23 protein-coding genes are annotated in these 24,364 nt (G+C 34.8%); 8 read left to right on the forward strand and 15 right to left on the reverse strand.

From position 1 onward, the window contains the following. Window positions 1–124: 124 nt before the first annotated feature. Together H6F32_RS10160 and H6F32_RS10165 are read right to left on the reverse strand one after the other, a co-directional pair. A complete protein-coding gene (locus H6F32_RS10160) occupies window positions 125–1,387 on the reverse strand; it encodes an MFS transporter (RefSeq protein ID WP_190369218.1) in 1,263 nt (420 codons plus the stop codon). A gap of 162 nt (window positions 1,388–1,549) precedes the next feature. Further along, window positions 1,550–2,110: a hypothetical protein gene (locus H6F32_RS10165; protein WP_190369219.1), complete on the reverse strand. Its 561-nt coding sequence runs from the start codon at window positions 2,108–2,110 to the stop codon at window positions 1,550–1,552. Between the two features lie 95 nt (window positions 2,111–2,205). Here H6F32_RS10165 and H6F32_RS10170 point away from each other — a divergent pair, with 95 nt between their 5' ends. The 3 genes from H6F32_RS10170 to H6F32_RS10180 all read left to right on the forward strand — a co-directional run bounded on the left by H6F32_RS10170 (window position 2,206) and on the right by H6F32_RS10180 (window position 5,801). Continuing rightward, a complete protein-coding gene (locus H6F32_RS10170; RefSeq protein ID WP_190369220.1) occupies window positions 2,206–3,279 on the forward strand; it encodes a methyltransferase in 1,074 nt (357 codons plus the stop codon). A gap of 445 nt (window positions 3,280–3,724) precedes the next feature. After that, window positions 3,725–4,852 (forward strand): ferrochelatase, encoded by a 1,128-nt coding sequence (locus tag H6F32_RS10175; protein WP_190369221.1) that lies wholly within the window; start codon window positions 3,725–3,727, stop codon window positions 4,850–4,852. Between the two features lie 316 nt (window positions 4,853–5,168). Continuing rightward, window positions 5,169–5,801 carry a hypothetical protein gene (locus H6F32_RS10180; protein WP_190369222.1) on the forward strand — a complete coding sequence of 211 codons (633 nt, stop codon included), beginning with the start codon at window positions 5,169–5,171 and terminating at the stop codon, window positions 5,799–5,801. A 57-nt stretch (window positions 5,802–5,858) separates the two neighbouring features. Here the strand turns inward: H6F32_RS10180 and aspS are convergent, their stop codons facing one another. Further along, on the reverse strand, window positions 5,859–7,646 hold the full coding sequence (gene aspS / locus H6F32_RS10185) for an aspartate--tRNA ligase (protein WP_190369223.1): 1,788 nt from the start codon (window positions 7,644–7,646) through the stop codon (window positions 5,859–5,861). Window positions 7,647–7,918: 272 nt separating this feature from the next. On the opposite strand from aspS, the gene H6F32_RS10190 reads away from it, so the two are divergent. Beyond that, window positions 7,919–8,680 (forward strand): HNH endonuclease, encoded by a 762-nt coding sequence (locus H6F32_RS10190; protein ID WP_190369224.1) that lies wholly within the window; start codon window positions 7,919–7,921, stop codon window positions 8,678–8,680. A gap of 57 nt (window positions 8,681–8,737) precedes the next feature. Here H6F32_RS10190 and H6F32_RS10195 read toward each other — a convergent pair whose 3' ends face one another. Beyond that, window positions 8,738–9,760 carry a DNA cytosine methyltransferase gene (locus tag H6F32_RS10195; RefSeq protein WP_190369225.1) on the reverse strand — a complete coding sequence of 341 codons (1,023 nt, stop codon included), beginning with the start codon at window positions 9,758–9,760 and terminating at the stop codon, window positions 8,738–8,740. Window positions 9,761–9,828: 68 nt separating this feature from the next. Further along, window positions 9,829–10,047 carry a hypothetical protein gene (locus H6F32_RS10200; RefSeq protein ID WP_190369226.1) on the reverse strand — a complete coding sequence of 73 codons (219 nt, stop codon included), beginning with the start codon at window positions 10,045–10,047 and terminating at the stop codon, window positions 9,829–9,831. Between the two features lie 151 nt (window positions 10,048–10,198). Between H6F32_RS10200 and H6F32_RS10205 the strand changes: the two genes are divergently transcribed. Further along, on the forward strand, window positions 10,199–10,777 hold the full coding sequence (locus tag H6F32_RS10205) for a Uma2 family endonuclease (protein WP_190369227.1): 579 nt from the start codon (window positions 10,199–10,201) through the stop codon (window positions 10,775–10,777). A 44-nt stretch (window positions 10,778–10,821) separates the two neighbouring features. Here H6F32_RS10205 and H6F32_RS10210 read toward each other — a convergent pair whose 3' ends face one another. The 3 genes from H6F32_RS10210 to H6F32_RS10220 all read right to left on the reverse strand — a co-directional run bounded on the left by H6F32_RS10210 (window position 10,822) and on the right by H6F32_RS10220 (window position 13,987). Further along, window positions 10,822–11,664, reverse strand: coding sequence for a zinc metalloprotease HtpX (locus H6F32_RS10210; protein ID WP_190369228.1), 843 nt, complete (start codon window positions 11,662–11,664; stop codon window positions 10,822–10,824). Window positions 11,665–12,022: 358 nt separating this feature from the next. Further along, the gene (locus H6F32_RS10215; protein ID WP_190369229.1) at window positions 12,023–13,237 is read right to left on the reverse strand and encodes a site-2 protease family protein; all 1,215 of its coding nucleotides are present in this window, start codon (window positions 13,235–13,237) and stop codon (window positions 12,023–12,025) included. 501 nt (window positions 13,238–13,738) lie between these two features. After that, a complete protein-coding gene (locus H6F32_RS10220) occupies window positions 13,739–13,987 on the reverse strand; it encodes a photosystem I reaction center subunit PsaK (protein ID WP_190369230.1) in 249 nt (82 codons plus the stop codon). 160 nt (window positions 13,988–14,147) lie between these two features. On the opposite strand from H6F32_RS10220, the gene H6F32_RS10225 reads away from it, so the two are divergent. Next, on the forward strand, window positions 14,148–14,867 hold the full coding sequence (locus H6F32_RS10225) for a phosphoribosylanthranilate isomerase (RefSeq protein WP_190369285.1): 720 nt from the start codon (window positions 14,148–14,150) through the stop codon (window positions 14,865–14,867). Here the strand turns inward: H6F32_RS10225 and folE are convergent. The 5 genes from folE to H6F32_RS10250 form a co-directional block, all read right to left on the reverse strand. Then, window positions 14,864–15,568 carry a GTP cyclohydrolase I FolE gene (folE, locus tag H6F32_RS10230; RefSeq protein ID WP_190369231.1) on the reverse strand — a complete coding sequence of 235 codons (705 nt, stop codon included), beginning with the start codon at window positions 15,566–15,568 and terminating at the stop codon, window positions 14,864–14,866. The genes H6F32_RS10225 and folE overlap by 4 nt on opposite strands. 144 nt (window positions 15,569–15,712) lie before the next feature. Further along, complete coding sequence (locus H6F32_RS10235) at window positions 15,713–16,438, reverse strand: SDR family oxidoreductase (RefSeq protein ID WP_190369232.1); 726 nt, start codon at window positions 16,436–16,438, stop codon at window positions 15,713–15,715. Window positions 16,439–16,899: 461 nt separating this feature from the next. Then, window positions 16,900–17,880 carry an acetyl-CoA carboxylase carboxyltransferase subunit alpha gene (locus H6F32_RS10240; RefSeq protein ID WP_190369286.1) on the reverse strand — a complete coding sequence of 327 codons (981 nt, stop codon included), beginning with the start codon at window positions 17,878–17,880 and terminating at the stop codon, window positions 16,900–16,902. A gap of 365 nt (window positions 17,881–18,245) precedes the next feature. Next, on the reverse strand, window positions 18,246–19,265 hold the full coding sequence (locus H6F32_RS10245) for a long-chain acyl-[acyl-carrier-protein] reductase (RefSeq protein ID WP_190369233.1): 1,020 nt from the start codon (window positions 19,263–19,265) through the stop codon (window positions 18,246–18,248). A 280-nt stretch (window positions 19,266–19,545) separates the two neighbouring features. Then, on the reverse strand, window positions 19,546–20,244 hold the full coding sequence (locus tag H6F32_RS10250) for an aldehyde oxygenase (deformylating) (RefSeq protein ID WP_190369234.1): 699 nt from the start codon (window positions 20,242–20,244) through the stop codon (window positions 19,546–19,548). Window positions 20,245–20,425: 181 nt separating this feature from the next. On the opposite strand from H6F32_RS10250, the gene H6F32_RS10255 reads away from it, so the two are divergent. Then, window positions 20,426–21,268 carry a carbohydrate ABC transporter permease gene (locus H6F32_RS10255; RefSeq protein ID WP_190369235.1) on the forward strand — a complete coding sequence of 281 codons (843 nt, stop codon included), beginning with the start codon at window positions 20,426–20,428 and terminating at the stop codon, window positions 21,266–21,268. 93 nt (window positions 21,269–21,361) lie between these two features. Here the strand turns inward: H6F32_RS10255 and H6F32_RS10260 are convergent, their stop codons facing one another. Together H6F32_RS10260 and H6F32_RS10265 are read right to left on the reverse strand one after the other, a co-directional pair. After that, complete coding sequence (locus tag H6F32_RS10260) at window positions 21,362–22,747, reverse strand: DUF4335 domain-containing protein (protein WP_190369236.1); 1,386 nt, start codon at window positions 22,745–22,747, stop codon at window positions 21,362–21,364. 96 nt (window positions 22,748–22,843) lie between these two features. Next, entirely contained in the window at window positions 22,844–23,470 is a 627-nt protein-coding gene (locus H6F32_RS10265; protein WP_190369237.1) for a DUF3038 domain-containing protein, read from the reverse strand. A gap of 365 nt (window positions 23,471–23,835) precedes the next feature. Between H6F32_RS10265 and H6F32_RS10270 the strand changes: the two genes are divergently transcribed. Further along, on the forward strand, window positions 23,836–24,354 hold the full coding sequence (locus tag H6F32_RS10270) for an adenine phosphoribosyltransferase (RefSeq protein WP_190369238.1): 519 nt from the start codon (window positions 23,836–23,838) through the stop codon (window positions 24,352–24,354). The last annotated feature ends 10 nt before the right edge of the window (window positions 24,355–24,364 follow it).

The raw sequence follows: 24,364 nt of genomic DNA on the forward strand, positions 1-24,364 counted from the left end.
TGTAGATGTCTATGTTGCATTGTGCTGTCGAGAGTTTAGTAATTTCTCTCATTCTCCCATACCGATTACTAGACGACCCTTATTTATCAATGCACTATTTTTTTATTCTGTCAATGCGTAAGTCCTAGTCTTGTAAGACTTTTTTAGTATTTTTCCAAGCCCATAAACCCACTAACATCACAATAAAACTCATGGATGTGAGTACGGTTCTTAGACCTAACATATCAGTTAATGGACCTGCGATCGCCAAAGGTACAGAAAGAGCGATATTCACAGCATGGTTTTGAAAACCAAATACCTTGCCATGCATATTCGCAGGTGTTTGTTGTTGAATTAAAGTTTGCATAGGTACACCAATTAAAGCTGCTCCTATACCTAATAATGTACATAATAATAAAGCTAACAGGAGATTATGAGTTAAGGAAATTACACCTAACACCAACCCTATCAGTAAAAATCCTAACAGTGGTAAAGGTTTATGATGTAATTTATGTCCCCAATGTCCCAAAATAGCAGCACCTATTACCATACCAACACCTGCCGCAGCGAGGAAAAAACCAAATTGTTTTTCCTGCAAATTAAAATCTGCTGCTAGTCTAATAGCTAATACCGTTAAAGCTGCAAAAACACAATATAAAGTTATAAGTTGCAACATAGCATTTAAGACTAAACGGTTTTTCTTAATATAAGAAATGCTTTGAGTAAATTCAGTCCAAGGATGACTAGGTTGTGTGTTACCTTCATCTACAATAATTGTTGTTTCTTGAAAGTTGATAGGCTGCATAATTGCGGCAGAAATGATATAGAGTAAAGCCACCACTAATTCCTGTCCAACATTATTACCTAAAGTATTTTTTGCCCATGTTAATATAGGTTCACCAATGGCAAAACCTACAATTAAAGCTCCCATCATGGTACTACTAAATAAAGCATTAGCCGCCATGAGATTTTGCGGTTTAACTATTTGGGGAATAGCGGCTTGTTCAGCAGGAGCAAAAAATTGTGTAATAGAAGAAATACTAAAAGTAATAATTAACAGGATGGTAAATTCTCTGGGTAATACAGGAATTAATAATGTTAAAATTCCCCGCACCACATCCGAGCCCACCATGATTAATTTTTTTGGTAGTCTATCTACTAAAATACCCCCCAGAGAACCAAATAAAATGGCTGGTATGGTAAATACAACCATCAAAGAGGAATACATCGTATTTTCTGCTAAACCGGGGGGAACAGGGTAATTATCTAATAAGGCCACCATTAATACAAAAAATACTTTATCAGCTAACTGGGAGATAATTTGACCTATCCACAGCAGCATGAAATTGCGATTTTTTATTAATGTACCAAAACCATTATTAACAGCCGCAGGTTCAGTAGGGAACATTTTAATAAATAATTACTAAAAGAATACAGAATAAGGAAATTTACCATGATAAATTAGTAGTTGGGAATGGGAAATTGGCGCAGAATTTTTTATGAGTTGGAATATATCTCATTTTCTGCACTGTTTACCATTCTTACTCCTAACTTTTGCCAGTTACCCTGACTACTGAGATTCATAATGTTTTAATAACATATTAATAAATTCTACAGCAGTCAGGTAATTACAGGATAAAGTAGATTTTAATGATGAATTAACCCAATAACCTTTAACATTTTGTGGAAAATTCCACATCATCAAATGGTCTACTGGTGGTTCAGCATAAAAATTATTTTCTCCTATACCTAAAATAGCAGAAGTGTGATGCGTAAAAACATCATGGCTGAGACGATGTATGGGGAAATTACTCCATAATGGTACTCCCCAGCCATCTATGGCAATAAACGCTCGCACATTACCACCTAGCATTTGCCATGCTACCGCAGCCCCAATAGCTCCTACTACACCAGCACTAAAACTAATGAAAATTAGAGGAAATTCTATTTTATTACTTAAGTGATCGCACAAAAAACTTAAAATGTGAACTTTTGATAAGGTAAAAATACCCTCACCAGGAAAAGTTAGTATATCTGTATTGTTTTTATGCTTATTCTCATTTAATAATGCTGCTACAAACCTATTAGTTAATTCTACATCATGAATGCCGGGACAAATAATAATTTTCATGATTTGGTAATTGGCAATTGGTGATACATATTCTCAAATATCATGAGATAATTTTCATATAATGTCACAATTAATCAAACAATAATGTAAAAACTATGGAAACAGCACCTCAAAACCAGATTTTAAATAAAAGTAATGCATCTTTTCCTGTAGCATCACCTCCTCCTCAAATTGCCTTAATGCAAATGATTACAGGTTATTGGTTATCTCAAACTATCTACGCTGCGGCTAAATTGGGAATTGCAGATCACTTAAAAACTGGTGAACATCATTATACTGAGTTAGCTAAAAATACTGAGGCTAATCCAGAAGCATTATATCGTTTATTGCGAGCTTTAGCCAGTGTAGGAATATTTGCGGAAACAGAACCAGGAAAATTTATCACCACACCCTTAGCCGTATTATTACAAAGTGATAGTGATGGTTCATTGCGGGATTTTTCTATAATGATGGGCGATAAAGAACACTATGGTAGTTGGGGTAACATTATGTATGCTGTAAAGACAGGAGATAGCAGTTTTAAAGATGTATTTGGCATGGATGTATTTCAATACTATACACAAAATCCCGAACCTGCGGAGATTTTTGATCGCGCTATGACCAGTTTTTCCGAAATGGAAGTTATAGGAGTAATTGCTGATTATGATTTTTCAGGAATTCGTACTTTAGTAGACGTAGCTGGTGGTCATGGTAGTTTGTTAACATCCGTCCTTAAAGCTAATCCTAATATGACAGGGATTTTATTTGACCTAGCAAATGTTATTGAGCGAGCAAAATCACATATAGTTAATAGTGAAGTGAGCGATCGCTGTCAATTGATTAGTGGTAGTTTTTTTGACTATGTTCCTACAGGAGCAGATGCATATATTCTTAAACACATTATTCATGATTGGGATGATGAAAGAGCGATCGCAATTCTAAAGCAATGTCATCAAGCAATGACCCATCATAGCAAAATATTAGTAGTAGAACAAGTAATACCACCTGGAAATGATTCATTTATGGGTAAAATGCTAGATGTAAATATGTTAGTGATGTGTCCAGGAGGAAAAGAACGCACAGCAGAAGAATTTGCCCAAATATTTACCAAAGCTGGATTTAAAATGACTAGAATTATACCAACTCATGCTATAGTTAGCATAGTTGAAGGTATACCAGTACCAGTATAAATATTGATAATTTAGATCAGTTATTGGTAAGAATAGGATCATAATATTTTACTTACTTACCTTAACTTGTATAGGACTTACCCAAGTGTCACACTAAAAAATCTGTTGTAGTGTGCGTGAGATATCAAAAATTTGGTTATTTACATGATTTATACTGTCTGACGCACCCTACAATACTTACCTTAACTTGTAATAACTATTGATAACTTATGACTTAAAATAGTCACTATCTTATTTATTAAGAAATAATAATTAATTGTTGATAATCATTAATATTTTTTGATATTTTTTGAGAATTTTAATACTGGAATTTTTCAAATGTATAGAGATGTATATTTTTATGTTTATTTTAGTATTTACTCGCATCCTACCCTGGGGGATAAGATATGATGCTAAAAAGTCAGATAAACGTAAGTATTCATCTCATTATATTGAGGAATTTATCATGGTTGCAATACCAGAAAAACTACAACATGATCACGAACATAGTCATCAACATTTATTAAGTGAAGATCATGTAGCTGTATTACTGATGGGTTATGGAGAAGTAGAAAGTTATGAAGATTTTGCGAATTATAACGAACAGGCATTAAACCTATTAACAGCAAAATTCGCGCCTGTTCCTACTTGGATATATCCCCCATTAGCAAAAATATTAGCCATATTTGATCGTCATGAATGGGGACATACACACCATGATTTTATCTCTCCCCATAATGCCATATTTGAAAAACAAAGAGTGGGAATTGAACAGGAATTACAATATATATGGGGCGATAAAGTCAAAGTTTTTAAAGCCTTTAATTTTTGTGCTCCTTTTTTACCCAAACAAGTATTAGCCGAAATTAAACATCAAGGATTTAGTAAAATATTAATCTATCCTTTATTAGTGGTAGATTCAATTTTTACTAGTGGAATTGCTATTGAACAAGTCAACAAAGCCTTGGTAGAATTAGCAGATGATAGTGAACATTGGTTAAAAGCGCAAAGATATATTCCCTCATTTTATAATCGGTCAGAATATATCAACTTAATGGCGCGTTTAGTAGAAGATAAAATAGAACATGATTTAGTAAAAGGTTATTTACCATCGCAAATTGGTATAGTTTTAATGAATCATGGTTGTCCCCATAAAGCTAAAGGTTTTACATCAGGAATTGATGAAAGTCAAGCACTTTATGAATTAGTCAGAGAGAAATTAATTCACAAATATCCCTTAATTTCTGTAGGTTGGTTAAACCATGATACACCATTAATTGAATGGACTCAACCCAATGCTACCCAAGCAGCAGAAAATCTGATACAATTAGGGGCAAAAATGATCATATTTATGCCCATTGGTTTCGCTACAGAAAATCATGAAACTTTATTAGATGTTCATCATATCATTCATGATTTAGAGAACAAAAATGATGATGTTCATTATATTCAAATGGAATGCGTCAATGATCATCCGGAGTTTTTAAGAATGGTGGCCAGTTGGGCAAATGAATATATTGCAGAATTAATGACAGAGACGGGAATTACTGTTAATTCTCATCATGTTACCCATCATCATCACCATCATCATTAAATTTGTAATTGTCTGAATTACGATGTACAATGTTTAAGGAATTACGTAAGTATTCAGTTAATCTCTAACCGGATCCTACGCGAACAGTAATCATTAATCAGCCAATATCAGCAATAACAAGGATTGAGAAATTTGGTTTTGGTGATTAAGAGTATGATTTTGTTTCACACACAGTTGCACAGAGCAACAGTTTGAAATCATTGATTTTTCAATTTTATGAATGCTTGAGATCCCCGACTTCTTTAAGAAGTTGGGGATCTGAAGATTGGTATATAATAAAAAACTACCACATAAATTGATAATCTTTTATAACCTTATGACTAAATCACATCGTCCCCAAATTCTCAAATCTAATGAAACATACACATTCCGTAAATACTTTGATTTAAGATTTGCACCTGCGGACATTTTACAGGAATTAGGCGCAACTTTAATAAAAAGTACAATTAATTTACCAGTAACTAATAATAAAATTACACGATTAGATGATTTAAAATCGAGATTAGAAGATGCAATTCAAAGAGTGAGTTTGACTAGTGAAGCCGCCAGAAGAGAAGTTTTAATTGCACCCATTTTATTGGAAATTGCCCATATTACCCAAGCCACAATTAATATTGAATATCCCATTGAAATTAATCAATTTTTACGAGGAGATTTAGATTATTATTTACAATCTCAAAATAATGTTGTAGTTGTGGAAGCAAAACAAGCAGATTTAACACGGGGTTTTACTCAACTTGCAGTAGAATTAATTGCTATAAATGAGTGGTTTCCAGGAGATGAACCAATATTATATGGTGCTGTCACAACTGGGGAAATTTGGCAATTTGGTAGTTTTCAACGTGATAATAAATTAATAACTCAGGATTTAATGTTATATCGAGTTCCTACAGATTTAGAAATATTAATGAAAATTTTAGTAGCAATTTTAACCCACAATGAAACCTAAAATTCAAAAATTCAGATCCCCGACTTCTTAAAAAAGTCGGGGATCTAAAACTTACTGTTATACCTTAGGCTTAAAAGTGGAAGCTACATGAAGTTCTTTCAATTGTTTTCCATCCACATTTGCCGGAGCATCTGTTAATAAACAACGTGCTTGTTGAGTCTTAGGAAAAGCAATTACATCACGAATAGATTCCTCTCCAGCTAACAACATTACCAAACGATCTACACCGTAGGCAATACCACCATGAGGAGGAGTACCATATTCAAATGCTTCTAATAAAAAGCCAAATTTACTTTGTGCTTCTTCCGATGATAAACCAATAGTTTCAAACACTTGTGCTTGTACTTCTCGTTTATAAATTCGCAGACTTCCACCCCCAACTTCAAAGCCATTTAATACTAAATCATAAGCTTGAGCGCGAGCAGTTTTTAAGTCATGTAAATCATCAGGATGAGGTGCGGTAAATGGATGATGTAAGGCTTCTAAACGTTTTTCATCTGCATTCCATTCAAACATAGGAAATTCTGTCACCCAGAGGAAATTAATTTTATCTTGGGGAATTAAATTAAATTCTCTAGCAATAAATTGGCGCAGTCTATCTAAAGTTTTATTAACTGTACCAACATCCGCAGCCGCAAATAATAATAAATGGCCAGATTTTGCGCCTGTGCGAGTTAAAATTTCCTGCTTTTGTTCTGGTGTTAAATTATCTTTAATCGCGCCAATGGTGTCAATTTCTCCATTGTCTCTGACGCGAATATAAGCTAATCCTTTTGCACCAGCTTCTGCTGCTTCTTTGAAAATATCGCCACCGGGTTTAATTCTCACATTAGAAATGGCATCATTTCCATTAGGAATTGGTAATATTTTGACAATTCCACCGTTAGCGATCGCTTCTCGAAAAACTTTAAAACCAGAATCTTTTAAAACATCAGAAACATCAACTAATTCTAAACCATAACGGGTATCTGGTTTATCACTGCCATATTTTGCGATCGCTTCTTGATAAGGAAGACGAGGAAAGGGAACAGGTAAATCAATTCCTTTTACTGTTTTGAAAATATGTGCAACTAATTTTTCATTGAGTTCAATAATTTCATTTTCAGACATGAAACTCATTTCCATGTCTAATTGTGTAAATTCTGGTTGTCTATCTGCACGCAAATCTTCATCACGGAAACATCGCGCAATTTGATAGTATCTATCCATTCCTGATACCATCAATAATTGTTTGAAAAGTTGCGGTGATTGCGGTAAGGCAAACCATTCACCTGAATTAACGCGACTAGGAAGTATGTAATCTCGCGCACCTTCGGGAGTAGAGCGTGTAAGTACGGGAGTTTCAATTTCAATAAAGCCCTCTGCATCTTCCAGATAACGACGCATGGCTTTAATGACTTCGTGACGCAATTGCATATTTCGCGCCATGCGTTCCCGTCGTAAGTCCAAATAACGGTATTTCAAGCGCAATTCTTCCCTGACTGTTTCTGTGTCAGAAGTGGAAACTTGAAATGGCAGTTGTTTTCCGACAGCGTTTAGTAATTGGATTTGATCCGCATAAATTTCGACTTCGCCGGTAGGGATACGAGGATTCAGTGATTCTGCGGGGCGTTCTGTGACTCTACCTGTAATTTCTACAACGTATTCGTTACGGATAGTGTTAGCTTGTTCGTAGGAGGTTGGGGTGCGTTGGGGATCGCTGACGATCTGGACAGTACCAGAGCGATCGCGTAAATCTAAGAAGATCACACCTCCATGATCGCGGCGACGGTCTACCCATCCATATAAGGTAACAGTTGCTCCAATATGCTCTTTTCGGAGTTCGCCGCAATAGTGAGTTCGCATAATGATTATTACTTCTTTTCCGGGCTGTTAGTAAATGTTAAGGCTTTCCCATTATCTAGCATTAACAGTCATTGTATTCATTTTTGGTGCAGAAAAATCGGCAAATTTGCAGAAGTGATGATTTTCCGTGTTTTGTCATGGATATTATGTAATATTTGATACTTTTAATTTATGTAGATAGTAATCTCAATTAATATTCCGGTTATAGCTTATAATTTCCCATAAATCTAGTTATTTACTAGTTATTTAAAATAAAATTATAGGATCATCTCATGAAACAACTTTTTTTAAAAGATATTCAAGAAATCAAAAGAAATCCTCAAGGTAAAGGTTATTTAATAATTTTTAATGATGGACGAACAATTCTCATTCACAAAAGACGAACAATTCCTGCTTTATTAACATTAATTAAATATGGTGAAGGATGTGAAAGTGACTTAACTACAGCTAGTAATAACCTTCAGGAAATAAAAGAAGAATTAAAAGGAAAAATACCTGATCATTTGATTCAGGATTCTTATGCAGATGCCAATAAGCCTTTTAGTGAACTTTGGAATGAAGAAGGATTTTATTTTATTAAAAACCCACCTGGAGAAAAAAGAAATGGTAGTCAAAAATATATTTTAAATATTACAGATCATGATCAATTATTTACAGTTAATAAAAAAGCTGAAAGAAAATTGCCTTCTCCAGTAATTCAAATAGAAATACTCAAACAACAACTCAATAAATGTAACTTTTGCGGTTCTATTATTAAAAAAAACCAACAAATTCAACCTAATACCTATGCTAAAGATAGAGTTAAATTAGTTTGGGATCATAGGATTCCGGTAGAAAAGGGAGGAAATAGCGAAGATAATAATTTTCAAGCATTATGCTTTTATTGCAACAAATGTAAATGGCAAATTTGTAATATTTGTGAATATGGATCAGATAAATGTTTAGAATGTGTTTTAGCGTTTCCTGAACAGACAAACATTATTTTTCCTACTCAAGAAAATATCACAGATAGACTCAATAGAAAGCATGATTAATTTTTTGTTGGTTTTTTAGTGATTTTTTAGTGATTTTTTATTGATTTATTGAAAAATTCAACATAATAACTCAGAAATTTTCAAACCCAGGTGTTTAATTACCGATGGACATACAGAATTAGCTAGTTGTTTAATAGCAGATGTGCGAGCAACAGGAAAAGAAAAATGATCAGGAAAACCCATTAACCGTTTAATTTCTAATAAACTCAAATGTCTTCTTTCCTTAGTATACACTGGAATCATAGCACCACCACCACTAGCACTGACAGCTAAAGTAGGAAATGGTCTTTTAACAGAAATTGCGCGAATACCACTTGATCTAATTTGATAAATACAATTATCATAATCAATATTATGGTCTGATCTCTCTAAACTTATTCTAGTTTTGGGAAGGACAAAAGATAATTGTTTATCATTAATTCTCCCAGCATAATAATCAATATATTCATGCCATTTCCTAGATATAGGAATAGAATAATCTCCTGTTTCAATAATATTCTCAATATGAATTTCTGGATAACTAGGTTTAGTAAAAATAAAGGATGATATTCCTAGATCTTTTCTAAAAGCAATCATAAAAAAACGTGGTCTTGATTGGGGAACTTGAAAAAACTTACTATCTATAATTCCATAGAATGGTATATAATCATTGTCTTGTAAACTAGAAATTATTTGCTTTAGTATTTGACCTTGATTTAAACTAATAATATATTTAACATTTTCTAGAAAAATCGCTTTAGGTTTCTTATAATTACAGATTTTGATAATATTATTAATTGCCAAACCTCGACTATCTTGAAAACCTTTTCTTTGACCAGCTATAGAAAAAGGTTGACAGGGAAAACCTCCACAAAAAACATCAAAATCAGGTATTTTATTAAGTTGTAAATCTTCAATATTTTTAGCTATTGCAGAATCATTAAAGTTCAAATTATAGGTTTTTATACAATCTGGATTATTTTCATTGGTAAAAGTGCAATTCCAACCAATCGCTTCTAATCCTAATCTAAATCCACCTATTCCTGCATAGAAATCAGCAAAATTGAGATGATAATTTTGATTATAAGTTTGAGTATTCATAGCTGACAAGGATGACTGATAACAATATATAATATACCACTTTTTTTTATTAACAACTAAATTTAGTGCTAAATTGAATTTAAAAAATCCCACTTATGAAACCACAATGATCTATCTACTTGTTCAATTAATTGAATAAAATCAGTTTTTACCTCAAAACTAATTCCATGTGGTTGTAAACTAGAAGAAATCACATTTTCTACATCTTCTTTTGTCATTAACTTAAAAACGTTTCCATCTTCTAAACATTCCCTAACGTGCTGACGGGAAATGGAAACAAAATACAATATAAAATGTGAACTTTTGTGTCTATTAATAATTAACTTGTTTTCATATTATACAATTGGATATATAATTTAGCAAATCCCATTAGCAAATCCGAAAAACATCTAACTTTCATACTTTCAATTATAGCACCTAATATCAGAGGTATGAATCATGACTAATGTAAAATTACAAATTCCCAAAACCTTGACAATTACGGATGAGCAATTTTTACAAATCATCGCAGCTAATAAAGATTTACGTTTAGAATTCTCCTCAAAAGGAGAATTAATTGTTATGTCACCAACAGGAGGAGAAACAGGAGGTAGAAACCAAGAATTAGGAGGACAAATTTGGTTTTGGAATCGCAAAAATAACTTAGGAAAAGCATTTGATTCTTCCACAGGTTTTAAACTACCTAATGGTGCTACTCGTTCTCCTGATGCGTCTTGGATAACCATTGAAAGATGGAATGCACTAACACCAGAACAACGGAAAAAATTTCTACCTTTATGTCCTGATTTTGTCATTGAATTAGTTTCTGAAACTGATGATGTGGAAGATACCCAAGCAAAAATGCAGGAATATATTAATAATGGTTTGCGCTTAGGTTGGTTAATTAATCCTAAAAATAAACAAGTAGAAATTTATCGGCAAAATCAAGAAGTGGAAGTTTTACAATCTCCTCCAAATTTATCAGGAGAAGATGTATTACCAGGTTTTATTTTAGATTTACAGCCGATTTTTGCATAATACCAATATCCCGGACTTCTTTAAGAAGTCCGGGATATTAAGATTTATAGTTTGAGTAATGCTTGAATACGATCTTCTGTTGCTGGATGACTAGAGAATAAATTAGCTAAAAATTTACCAGATTTAGCAATGGGATGGATAATTAATAATGGTTCAAATGCAGGATTACCATCTAAAGGAAGTTGTCTAGCCGCATTTTCTAATCTTTGTAAAGCATTAGCTAAAGCGCGGGGATTTCCTGTTAATTTTGCTGCACCAGCATCAGCAGAAAATTCACGAGTTCGAGAGATAGCTAATTGAATAATTGTAGCTGCTATAGGTGCAAACATTACTGTTACTAATACACCTAAAGGATTACGTTTTTCATCATCTCCTGAACCGCCAAACCATAAACTATAACTTAACATTTGTGCTAGGAAAGAAATCGCTCCAGCTACAGTAGCAGCAACGGATTGAGTTAAGGTATCACGGTTAATAATGTGGGTTAATTCGTGGGCAATTACCCCTTCTAATTCATCTTCTGGTAATATGTTTAAAATGCCTTCTGTAACAGCAACAGCTGCGTGTTCTGGATCTCTTCCTGTAGCGAAAGCATTAGCTGTTTGACTAGGAACAATATAGACTTTAGGTACAGGAATATTAGCACGATGAGCAAGTTTTTTCACAATATGATGAAGTCGGGGATATTGACTTTCATCTACTGGTTGAGCATGGTAAACAGCTAAGGCAATTTTATCAGATTGATACCAAGAAAATAGATTAGTAACTGCTGCTAAACCTATACCAATTATTAAACCTCCAGTACCACCAATTACCCAATAACTAATTGCTATTAGTAAACCACTTAATGTAGCTAATAAGGCAGTGGTTTTTAATTGATTTCCCATAGTTTGTACACTCCTTTTTATCATTTTTAATTAGATCCAAAACTTGGAACATCAATTCCTAATTGATAAAGTTACAGAATAAGTAGAGGATCTGAAGTTTTCGCTATGTTCTTATTGTATGCATTTTAATTTTAGGCTACAGTGATGAAAACCTATCTAGGATGTACGGATTTCTTCCTGGAAAATAAATTCACTTAGGGGAATAACTAAATTATCAACTAACCTCAAATATAATGAATGCAAGCAAGATGCTTGCGCTACTATAATTTGTTACTGTTACACATCAGCTTATAAATCTTAGTTAAATGATGTTTTAACAGTCTTGTATATGACAAATTTTCCTGATTAATTCCCCTTTCTAAGATTGTTTTTCTTGACTATTTTGTAAAGATTTAGCCACTATTCCTAGTTTTAACCCTGGTGGAAAACTACCTTCTTCTTTAATTTGTTTGATTTCCTCCTTGTTAATTGGTAAACCCAAATTTTTGGCTAATATGGCAATTATATCACCTCTATCAATAATTCCTGCCACTGCATCTGCCGGAGAAAGTACAGTAACTTGTGGTAAATTTTTCTGTTCTATTTTATTAATCACTGCTGCTAAATTTGTAGATTCTTTAACAGTAGGAATTTCATTTAAAGGATGAACAATAGTTGTTAAATTTTGATGTTCCCATTGACTACGTTCAATTATTTTCAAATCATTAATATTAACTAAACCTTGATAACGTCCATCTGCGGCCGCAAAGTAGACCTGGGAATGATGATTTTCTAATAGGTATAAATCAGCAAATTCGCGCAATGTTTGATTACCGTCAACTACTCGAAAATTACGAGTCATGGTATCAGCAGCAGTTAATTTTAACAAAGTTTCTTGTAATGTGGTCATGCGATCATAACTGTTAGCATTGCGAACCGCAAACCAACCTAACATCACAATCCATAAACCAGTGATTAACTCTTGAGTTAAGAAGTCTATCACAAAACCAAAGGCGATCGCACCATAACCCAAAAATTGTCCCGCTTTTGCTGCCCAATGTACAGCTTGAAAGCGATCGCCTGTAATTTTCCATAATGCAGCTTTTAAAACTTGTCCTCCGTCTAAAGGTAGTCCGGGAATTAAATTAAATAATGCTAAAACTAAATTAATTCTTGCTAAATCTCCTGTCATCATCTTTACAGCAGATAAATTAGGACTAATATTAGCAATTATATCTAACAATAAAAACAGAATAATACTGACTCCAGGCCCTGCAATAGCTACTTGAAAAGCCTTCCCAGGAGTTTTTGATTCTTCTTCAATAGCAGCAATACCACCAAATAGAAATAAAGTAATAGAATTAACTTTAATTCCTTGAGATATTGCTACCAAACTATGACCCAATTCATGTAATAATACAGAAACAAATAATAAAAGTGCCATGATTAAACCAGCACTCCAACCAATCAAACTACCCCAAATTTGATAAGCAACTCCAAAATTTAAAGTTGCTAAACCTAAAATTACAAACCATAAGGGATCTAAGAATAAAGGTATTCCAAATAAAGAGCCTATTTTCCAGTTATTTTGCATAATAATATAGTAATTGGTAATTGGTGATCATGAAATTACTACTAGTTATTTACCAGTAGTTATTTAATTGTAAATCATGAATCGAAATCTTTGACTATTTTCTATTCCCTAATATAGCGGTATGCACTTGAATGAGATACAGAATACAGAATTTACCTAATACACTAAGATTATGTTTTAAAATCGAATATAATTCGCTACTATAAAAACAATTCCACCTGCGTGGAATAACGAAAAACCAATAATTTTTAACCTGTATAGACGCGATTTGTCATTGCCGATATTAGTAACATATTGTGCTTTTAATTTGGATAATAGATGCAAGCAAGATGCTTACGCTACAGTAATTTTAGGTTTTTTAGTTATACAGTTTAGCTGCATATCAGCTTATGGAGACTTTACAAACATCCTCTCAGGGACTTTCAACTTTGTTCCCTGCTATAACAAGATCCCCAACTTCTTCAAGAAGTTGAGGATCTATTTTAAATGGACTAAGCTAAATTATAGCTTACCAATACTAGTTAGTCCTAAAACAATACCTACACCTAATATATGGCCAAACGCCATAGCACCAATGAAAGCACCTGCACCAATAGGTAGTCCAGGGATGGCAGGTCCGACTTTAGCAGATTTATTACCAAGAGTGAGTAATAGTGCTACAGCGCAACTAGCAGCGATAATAATAGCTACAGTAGGACTCCACACCGGTGTTGGGGGAACGGATGCTGCTAATAACATGGATGACATCAAGGTGTGTTCTCCTGAATTTGAAAATGAATATAATCCTTAAAAATTATAAAATTACAAATGACAAAACAAAAGTTTTGGATCTCAATTGAGATATTTTTGTGATGATCTGTAACTTTTCTTAAAATTTTCCCATCAATTCTCATAAATATTTATGATACTTATGAAACTAAGAGTGAAAATTTGTGGTATTACTCAACCAGAACAGGCTGAGGCGATCGCTGCTTTAGGTGCAACTGCGCTAGGTTTTATTTGTGTACCTAGTTCTCCCCGCCATGTAACTATCACCCAAATTCAATCAGCGATCGCTCCTTTACCCCAAAATATAGATAAAATCGGTGTTTTTGCCAACTCTACTATCAACAACATTAGAGAAATAGTAGAAAAATCTGGATTAACCGCAGTACAATTACACGGAGAGGAAACACCAGAATATTGTCATCAGTTACGTTTAGCTTTATCCCAGGTGGAAATTATCAAAGCTATCCGCGTTCGCAGTTTAGAACATTTACAAACTCTCAGCAACTACACTGACTATATAGATACTTTATTACTGGATGCCTATCATCCCCAACAATTAGGTGGAACAGGGCAAATATTAGACTGGCAAATGTTACAACACTTTAGTCCTCCTCGCCCTTGGTTTTTAGCCGGAGGACTGACACCAGATAATATTTTAACGGCTTTGAGTCAACTCCAACCCCATGGTATTGATTTATCCAGTGGAGTGGAATATTCACCAGGTAATAAGGATTTAAACAAGGTTAAGCAGTTATTAGAAAAAATAACAGTGCGGAATGAAGGGTGCGGGGAGAAAAACTTTGATTCTGACTCCTTCTCAGGGTTTAGCACTGCTAAACCCCTACTGAAGACTGAAAGCTAAAAGAAAGAAGCTTGATGACGAATTAAGTTAAAAAATTCCTCACGGGTTTTCTGTTCTTCTTGAAATATTCCCACCATTGAACTAGTTACTGTCCAAGATCCTGGTTTTTGTACTCCACGCATTACCATACACATATGAGTCGCTTCCATAACTACAGCTACTCCTCTAGGTTCAAGCACTGTTTGTAATGCTTCAGCAATTTGTCGAGTTAGTCTTTCTTGTACTTGTAAACGCCGAGAATACATCTCCACAATACGGGCTAATTTACTTAAACCTACTACTTTTTGGTTGGGAATATAAGCAACGTGCGCTCTACCCATAAATGGCAACATATGATGTTCACAAAGGCTGAAAAAATTAATATCTCTAACTAAAACCATTTCATCATGGCCTTCATCAAAAATCGCACCATTAATTAAGTCATCTAAGGATTCATTATAGCCACTGGTGAGAAATTTCATAGCCTTAGCTACGCGTTTAGGAGTTTTCAGAAGTCCTTCTCTATCAGGATCTTCTCCCACTCCTACTAACATTGTTCGCACGGCAGCCATCATTTCTTCCATTGCTTCCTCTGGTGGCTGATGTAATTCTGCCTGTTTGCCATCATGGGTGTTACGATCTGGTCTAACATTGATGGCTTCTGATAAGCCGGTAATTAGAGGAGATTGGGAATTTGCTCCGTTGACACTAACAATAGTCATAATTTAGATTTTGCTTAGATGTTGGTAATGGATAATTGAATACGTTTGTAACTTTTTCAAGTAACAAACAATAGCGTTGCATCATTAAGGTATTTCATTTAAAAGTCAGTACATTGTGCTGACTACTGACTCAATGACTCTTGTTTAAAGAACTCCAGCATTGGACATAATAGTTATTTCTTCAATCACTGCATGTTGTGGTAATAAAACAGTGTGAATAATTGTTTCTGCTACCATTTCTGGTGTTAACATTTGGGAACGGTCAAAGTTAGCATGGACTGTGGGTGTATCCCAAATTTCTGTATTTACTGAACCTGGACATAAGGATGTTACCCGAATGCCGTTAGCCCGTTCTTCTTGGGCTAGGGTTTGAGAAAGAGCCAGTAGACCAAATTTGCTGACACAGTACAATCCCCAGCCAGGAAAGGTCTGTTTTGCAGCTATGGAGGCTACATTGATAATTGTTCCTCTCTGTTTTTGCCGCATGAGTGGTAATATCCCTTGAATACACTGAAATGCACTGGTAAGGTTCACATTAATTACTTGTTGCCAGTCAGCTAGGGATGTTTCGCTTAAGTTACTTGTATATCCCATTCCTGCATTATTAATGAGAATATCTATGTCATTAAGTTGATCCGCGATCGCTTGAATTTTTGCTTTTACTTGCTCAACTTCTTGCAAATCTATACAAAAGATTTGTGCATCTACTCCCATATCATTAGCTGCTAGGGCTACTTTCTCTAGCTTTTCTTGAGAACGACTAACTAAAGCTAAATTCATACCTGCTTGGGCAAATGCTAAAGCTGTCGCTTTACCAATGCCGCTACTAGCCCCTGTCACTAAGGCTCGTCTTTTTTTCTCTACACTCATGATCTCTCTACTAACTTTTTGCTGTTGCTTTGATTCATCAAATAATCTTTAAATTCCTCACAAGTTTATGAGAATATTCACCAATCATAGACTCAATATTGTATCTATAGCAATTGCTATACAGCTTATGAAATTATCAGATGATACGAATTAGGATATAAGTATGATACTAAGAGATTTTAGCTCTGTCACCTGTCACCTGTCACCTGTTATACTTCATAGATTAAAATCTATAGATTCTAAATCAGCAATGACAAATTGCCTATAGCTGATCAGATTGTTACAAATCTTTAAGCAACTATAGGCAAGTATATCATTTTTGTAGTTTTATTGAATTATTTACGTTATTTTTTGGAAATGTTTCCGGAGACATTTCCAATAAATTAGACTACAGCAAATCAAGCTGGAAGCCTAATCTACTTTGAGATAATTCTCAGTATTGTAGATATCTAATGAGATTTTTAGTGCGCTAATTCTGTCACCACACCCATTCTACGGAATTTCTCATAGCGAATTTGCCGAAGTTGGCTCGCTGTGAAGCGATTAAGTTCGTCTAAGTTTTCTAACAGTGCTTGTTTAAGATTGGTTGCTGCTGTTAAGGGATCCGAATGTGCTCCTCCTAGTGGTTCTGGTAATATTTGGTCAATAATGCCGAGATTTTTTAAGTCATGGGAAGTAATTTTTAATGCTATGGCTGCCTGGGGAGACTTGGCTGCATCTTTCCAGAGAATAGCAGCACAGGCTTCGGGGGTAGCAACAGTATAAACTGAATGTTCAAACATGAGCAGGCGATCGCCCACTCCAATACCCAATGCTCCACCGGATCCACCTTCACCAATCACTGTACAAATAATCGGTACATCAAAACAAAACATTTGTCGTAAATTATAGGCGATCGCTTCACCCTGTCCCTGATGTTCTGCTTCTATACCTGCCCATGCTCCGGGTGTATCAATAAATGTTAATATAGGCATATTAAATTTATTGGCGTGTTCCATAAGTCGTAAGGCTTTACGATAACCTCCGGGTGTGGCCATGCCGAAATTACGAGCAACATTATCTTTTGTATCCCGGCCTTTTTGGTGTCCTAACATAACTACTGGTTGTCCGCCAATACGTCCCACACCCCCAACCAATGCTGGATCATCTCCGCCACAGCGATCGCCATGTAGTTCCATCCATTCATCGCTAATAGACTGAATATAATCTAATGTACTAGGGCGGCGGGGATGTCGAGCGACTTGTAGTCTTTGAGAGGGAGTGAGACTACTAAAAATTTCTTCTCTTAACTCAGTAGCTCTAGTTTCTAATTGGCGAATTTGTCCAGAAACATCTACGCCATTTTCATCTGCTAATTCACGAATTTGGTCAATTCTAGTAGCTAATTCTGCTAGTGGTTTTTCAAAATCTAATAATAGTGGTTTACGTTCAGTGGCCATAATCAATAAATTGTAATTTGTAATTTAGGAGTCAGGAGATCAAGGAGTTAGTAGGGCCTTAGTAATACTCATTAGTGTCAACTTAACCTACAGATGGCTTATTGGTTTGGCTGTCGCACCCGGACAGAAATTATAGCGTAGCGTGGCGTAAGCCATATTTCCGGTCTAATCACTAAAGTTTACTAAAGTAAACTAAACTAAAGTATTTAAAAGAACCTTGTGGTTATTTAGTCATCTTGCTTATGACTTTTGCTATTATAGACATGATGAGCAATGCTAAACCCGTATAAGGAGTCAGGAGTCAGAATTTTAACCCTAAACCCTATTCTTCTAACTTTCCCCTACTTCCTGCTCCCTACTCTCCACGCCTACCCTAATAATGGTCTAAAACCATGTTTAATAGACATTTTGCCAATCAGTTCCATTTTATCTACAGTAATCTGATTGCGCCCCCAAGAAAAGTTTGTGTGCAACTTCTCAAACTCCAGTAACATAGATTCAGCAAAACAAGCAAATAACTGGCGTGCGGGTACATCCATATTCACTATTTTCATGATTTTCCAGTCAATATCTAACGAATGCTCTACTATTCCACCATTTAATACATACACACCTGGATGCTGAATTTTCGTGCCTAAGTTCTTAGGATATCCCCCATCTATTAATAAACATGGTTGTTTCAATTTAGTTGCATCAATTTCTACACCTTTGGGCATACTAGCAACCCAGACTATAATATCTGCTTGGGGTAATGCTTCTTCTAAAGTCAGAATTTTACCCCTGCCTAATTCTGCTTGTAATTCTTTTAGTCTTTCTTGGTTACGTGCTATTAATATTAGTTCTTTAACATCTGTTTTTTTATCTAACCATCTAGTTACAGCACTACCAATATCTCCAGTTGCACCACATATAGCTACTGTAGATTGAGAAAGGTCTATTCCCAATTTTTTTGATACTTCTTCAACTTGTTTACAAATAATATATGCTGTATGTGTATTACCTGTTGTGAAGCGTTCAAACTCTAATGTTACATTACGGACTTGCTTAAAATTCTCTAAGTTAAAGTTCTCAAAAATAATTGAGGAAAATCCACCTAAAGCCGTAATATCAATACCATGCTTTTGGGCATGAGCCATAGCATTGAGTATTTTTCTTGTGGCAGCTTTAATACGTCTAGTAGCCAGCATTTCCGGTAAAAAGCATGATTCTACATACTTTCCTTCGATTTTTTGACCTGTAATACTAGTGACAGTAATGTGATCAACGATTTGTGGTGGTGCGCTACACCAAAAGTCTAGCCCCTGATCGGCATATTCGGGGTATCCCAATTCTTGAGCTACGGATTGAGCGTGTTCTAAACTAGTCAGATGTCCAATTAGACCAAACATTAGTAATATTGTAGGCGTTTAGCGTCGAATAAGTGGGTTTTATTAAGATGTGATATAGCGTTCAGCTTTCAGCCGTCAGCTATTAGCTTTGAGCTTAATTAAGAGTGGAGTATTTCAAAATATCCGAATCTAATTATTTAAAATACTACATTAAAGTGTGACAGATCATTAAAAATTAAACCTGAAAAATTAAAATAGTATGGAGTGCGGAGGGCGGAGTGTAGGGAGAGATTTTTATAATTCTGACTCCTCGATCTCCTGACTCCTCGATCTCCTGACTTTAAGCTGCTTTTAGTCCATAGGCTGAAAGACGCATAATATCACGGGTAGTAAAACCAATGTTACTTAATGCTTCTCCGTATTGAATCATAAAGTCTTCTACTAATGCTTCTTTTTCCATTGCTAGGACTATAGCATCATCAGCTACTTCGTTCAGCATTTTCCAGACTATAGGTAGGTTTTGACGGTTAGCTTCTTCTAATTCTGTTTTTGCAGTTTCAAAGTTTTCTTTTAACCAGACTTCTCCAAAGTTAAGGTGAGAGTACTCTTCTTTTACTACGCCCTCAGTAACTTTACGGGCAAAATCATCTGCTACGGGAATATATATGTTATAGGCAGCGATCGCAAAACATTCTATAATCAAAGACTGAATTAATAAACAGGTAACTACTTTGCCCTCTGCTGCTGCATTCTTAAAGTTTTCATGTAGCCCTAAAAAGAATTTCTTAGCAAAATCTATATTTGGTGTTACCTTTAAATTTCGTCCACACGCTTCAAATCCTTTCCTGTGACGACTTTCCATTTTAGAAAGATTAATTAATTCATCTTTATGTTTTGGTAATAGTTCAGCAAGCGTTATGTAATTTTCATGAGCTTCTTGTTCCCCTTCAATGACAATGGCATTGATGCGGCTATAAGCGTCTTTATATTTTTCGCTGTGAAAATCAATATCTTGAGTTTTGTCTAAAAGCTGCGGCATAATAGGTTTACTCCAATAACCGTGAATTAAAGAAGATAGAAAGAAATTTTTCCCTAGAGGTTAGGGTGATCATCACTGTGATTAAACTGTGATTTAATTTAACTTAACAAGAAACATATAGTTATGATATTAGTTTTTACTGATGATCTGACTACCAGGAAACTGATAGGAGTGATAACCGATGTTAAAAGTAAAAGTCAACTTAAAAAGCAATTGGAACCGGAAAACTAACGATTTATGGAGTTTGGGGATTTTACTCTTGGGAGTAATGATCATTTTACTACCTTTGATCGTTGTTTTGTTAACTTCCTTTGCACCACCTGGAGCAATTCCTGGTATTTTACCAGATCGCTGGACTTTAGCAAATTATCAGGAGGCTTGGTATCGAGGCCAGTTTTTACTGGCATTTGTTAATTCTACCTTAGTAGCGATCGCCGTGACTGCTCTACAAATTTTTACTTCAGCTTTAGCTGGTTATGCTCTGGCTAGGTTAAAATTTCGTGGTAGACAAGCTGTATTGTTACTAATTCTAGCTACTTTAGTCATTCCTTTTCAGTTGTTGATCATACCTATTTTCTTAATTTTGAAGTGGGGACATCTGATTAACACTTACTGGGCTTTGATTTTACCAAGTGCGGCCAATGGCCTGGGAATTTTTTTGTTATGTCAATATTTCCAGACAATTCCCGTAGAATTAGAGGAAGCAGCCGCTATTGATGGTGCAAATCGGTTACAAATTATCTGGGAAGTGATGTTACCTTTAGCTCGTCCTGCTTTAGTTACTTTATTTTTATTTACTTTTATTGGTGAGTGGAATGATTTATTTAAACCTTTGGTGTTCACAACCAGACCGGAATTAAGAACTGTACAGTTAGCATTGGCAGAATTTCAAGAACAGTTTACTAATAATTGGCCATTAATGATGGCGGCGATCACTATATCAACCATACCTGTACTAGTATTGTTTTTGATTGGACAAAAACAGTTTATTCAAGGTATTGCTACAACCGGTGTTAAGAATTAGATAATTAATTCCTCAAACGCATCAGATTGTATAATCGAAAGTAAATACACAAATACTGAATCTCGGATGCAGCATGCATTTTATTACATCCGCTCAATCACCACCATTCCAATTTGTTACTTCTAAGTCTCCTTTGGGGCTAAAAACTACTTTAAAATGGGCTAAAGGTTCTTTATTATTCCCAGTTGGTGTGTTTGCAGGTGATAACATGTGTTTTAAAGGCACGTCAGCCAGATATTTAAACGCATCCTGATGTAAAGGTTCATAAAATGAAATTACGCCATCCTTATTCACTGCTACCCGATATTTTAAATCTTTATCAAAGGTCGGTCTTGCACTCCAATTTTGACGAATACTCTGAGAAAGTTTCTCTTGCAATTCTTTAACTAAAATAGCATCTTTGATTTTTTCCCTAATGGGTTTATTACTATTCTGATTGCTGTTTTGAGTATTATATTCACCCCAAGAACTAACATCTAATACTCCTTCTTTTTTAAAGACTACCTTAAATTGTGCTAAAGGTTCATTAGCTACTCGATTAACAGGATTATATAACAAACTTGGCAAAGGAGTTTGATTCACTAAATCATTGGCTTTTTGATTAATTGCCTTATAACCGACTATACTGCCATCTGCACTCACCCCTAAACGATAAACTATATCTTCTGTAACTTCTGAGCGGTTCTTCCAAACTGGATCAATTTGATTATATACTCGACGACGCAATTCTTCAATTTTATTCCTATCTGTGATTTGAGGAACAGTTTTAATTAATGCTTCTAAATCTTCAATTTTTGGGTTTTCAGAAGTTGTTGGTGTATTTGTAGGTGTAACGGCTGTATTTTTAGTAGATGATTGATCTTCTTGAACATTCTGATGTTGTATTTTAGGAGGTGGAACTAACGTAAATGCAAAAGCAGCTACTGCTAAGGTGGACAATCCTACAGTAAATGGTACTGCTTGTTTCATCAATAATTCACTAGTACCACCATAATTTCTAATCACAGGATGTAATTCTAAAGAAAGTTCTGGTAAGGTTTGACTATCAGCAAAAAATTGATCTATTGCTTCTACTAAATCAAATAACTGTACTGTATTTAGGTCAATAGCAATTTCTGAAATTGCTTCAGCATTTGATTGATTATTAGTAGGAGTAATTTCTCCATGAATAATTAGGCGATGTTTATTACTATCAAGTTGTTGTAATTGTACTATTCCTGAATCTTCGTTATGCGCTTGGGGGTTGGGTACATTACTAAATACTTCTTGTGCATAACCACTTACTGCTCTGACTAAACTTTCAAAAAACTCTCTTCCTCCTGATATTGGTTGGGTATAGCTGGATAAGTAACATTCGGCATTTACTAAGATGGATAATTCGGGACGAAATTCTTGATAGTTGACGTTTTTTGTAACATCAGTAAATCCTTCTAGTAAGAGTGTGCAGTTTGGTAAACTATATTTCCGTTGAATATTCATATTTTAGTTTGCTAATTGGTAATTGGTAATTGGTAATTTGGTAATTGGTAATTAGTAATTAGTAATTGGTAGTTATTGAAAGCTGACTACTGAAAGCTATTCCACTTCACCATCAAACAAAGAAATCCAGTATCGCTGCATTCCTGCTGTACCCGTACAAAATAATAGTTTTCCTAATAAGTCTATTGCTAGTTCATCTAATTTTTCATCAGAAGTTAATGATAACGCACCTGAGCGTCTAGGATTCATCCGACTTTTAAAATGCGCTCTAAATCTTTCTAGGTATGTTGCTAATCTTAAATTTTGTTCGGGAGGAATCTGCTTTTCTGCTAATTGCTGGTATATAGTAAGTAATTGCCGAATCAAAACTGTTAAACGTCTAGTAATGTAGCAAGTAATTACTACTAATGCTTTCGCCTCTAGCACTGTTAAAGGACGACGAATATAAGCTCGACGCAAGGGATTAGAAGAGCGCATTTGCCATAAATTAACTCGGTTTTTAATAATACCTTTTAAGTCTAATTCTTCAGCAAAACTGAGAATTGCTTCCGAGCCAGTTAATTCTAAGGCTTCGATGGCTAGTAACATCAAGTCTATTTGTGTTCTAGTTCTTGATGGACACAGTTGTTCTGTAATTTCCGGATCTGGTAAACTGTCCAAAATTGTGGGTATATTGTCAGAATTTGGACTATTTAATGGCGGGACACTGGCGGATACGTTCATTAGTATAAAATACCTTATAGGCGGAAATTAGTGGGAAATTAGTTGATTGAGGTTTTTTTGTATGCTATGTTAAGGCTGCTATATAAAACCTAGACAAAACTAGGCTTTACTTTCTACTTCAACACCGAGCGTGGGCAGTCATGTTACTGAAAATGAAAAATAGATGTTTATACATCGAGAACATAGTGCTAACCACTGCTTTTGTTAATCCTGAATAAAAATATCATAATTAACTTCTCGGTTATGACATTATAGTGTAGGATTTTCCAGGTATTAGGTTTAAATAACAAAAATCTAGTCAGATATTGATTACTAAACTCCTGATTACTAATAATTTCTAGTTTGTCACCACTTGTATAAATACTATGGATCTCAAATCTCTTATCCGTGATATACCAGACTTTCCCAAACCCGGGATTATGTTTAGAGATATTACTACTCTTTTAAGTGATCCCCAAGGTTTACGTTATACTATTGACTTTTTGGCGGAAAGATGCTTAGAGGTAGGACTGCAAGCGGATTACATTATTGGTATGGAATCTCGCGGATTTATTTTTGGTACACCTTTAGCTTATCGGTTGGGTGCTGGCTTTATCCCTGTGAGAAAAAAAGGTAAGTTGCCAGGAGCAGTTCATACCATAGAGTATGAATTAGAATATGGTACAGATAGATTAGAGATACATCAGGATGCTTTACGTCCTGGTAGTAGAGTTTTAATTATAGATGATTTAATTGCTACTGGTGGTACTGCGGCAGCTACCGCAAAGTTAGTACAAAAAATTGAGTGTGAGTTGGTGGGTTTTGGATTTATCATCGAACTCAAGGATTTACAAGGACGTCAGTATTTACCTGATGTACCAATTATCTCATTAATTGAGTATTAATAACCAACAA

Source organism: Anabaena sp. FACHB-1237 (assembly GCF_014696225.1).
In the GTDB taxonomy this organism is placed as follows: Bacteria; Cyanobacteriota; Cyanobacteriia; order Cyanobacteriales; family Nostocaceae; genus FACHB-1237.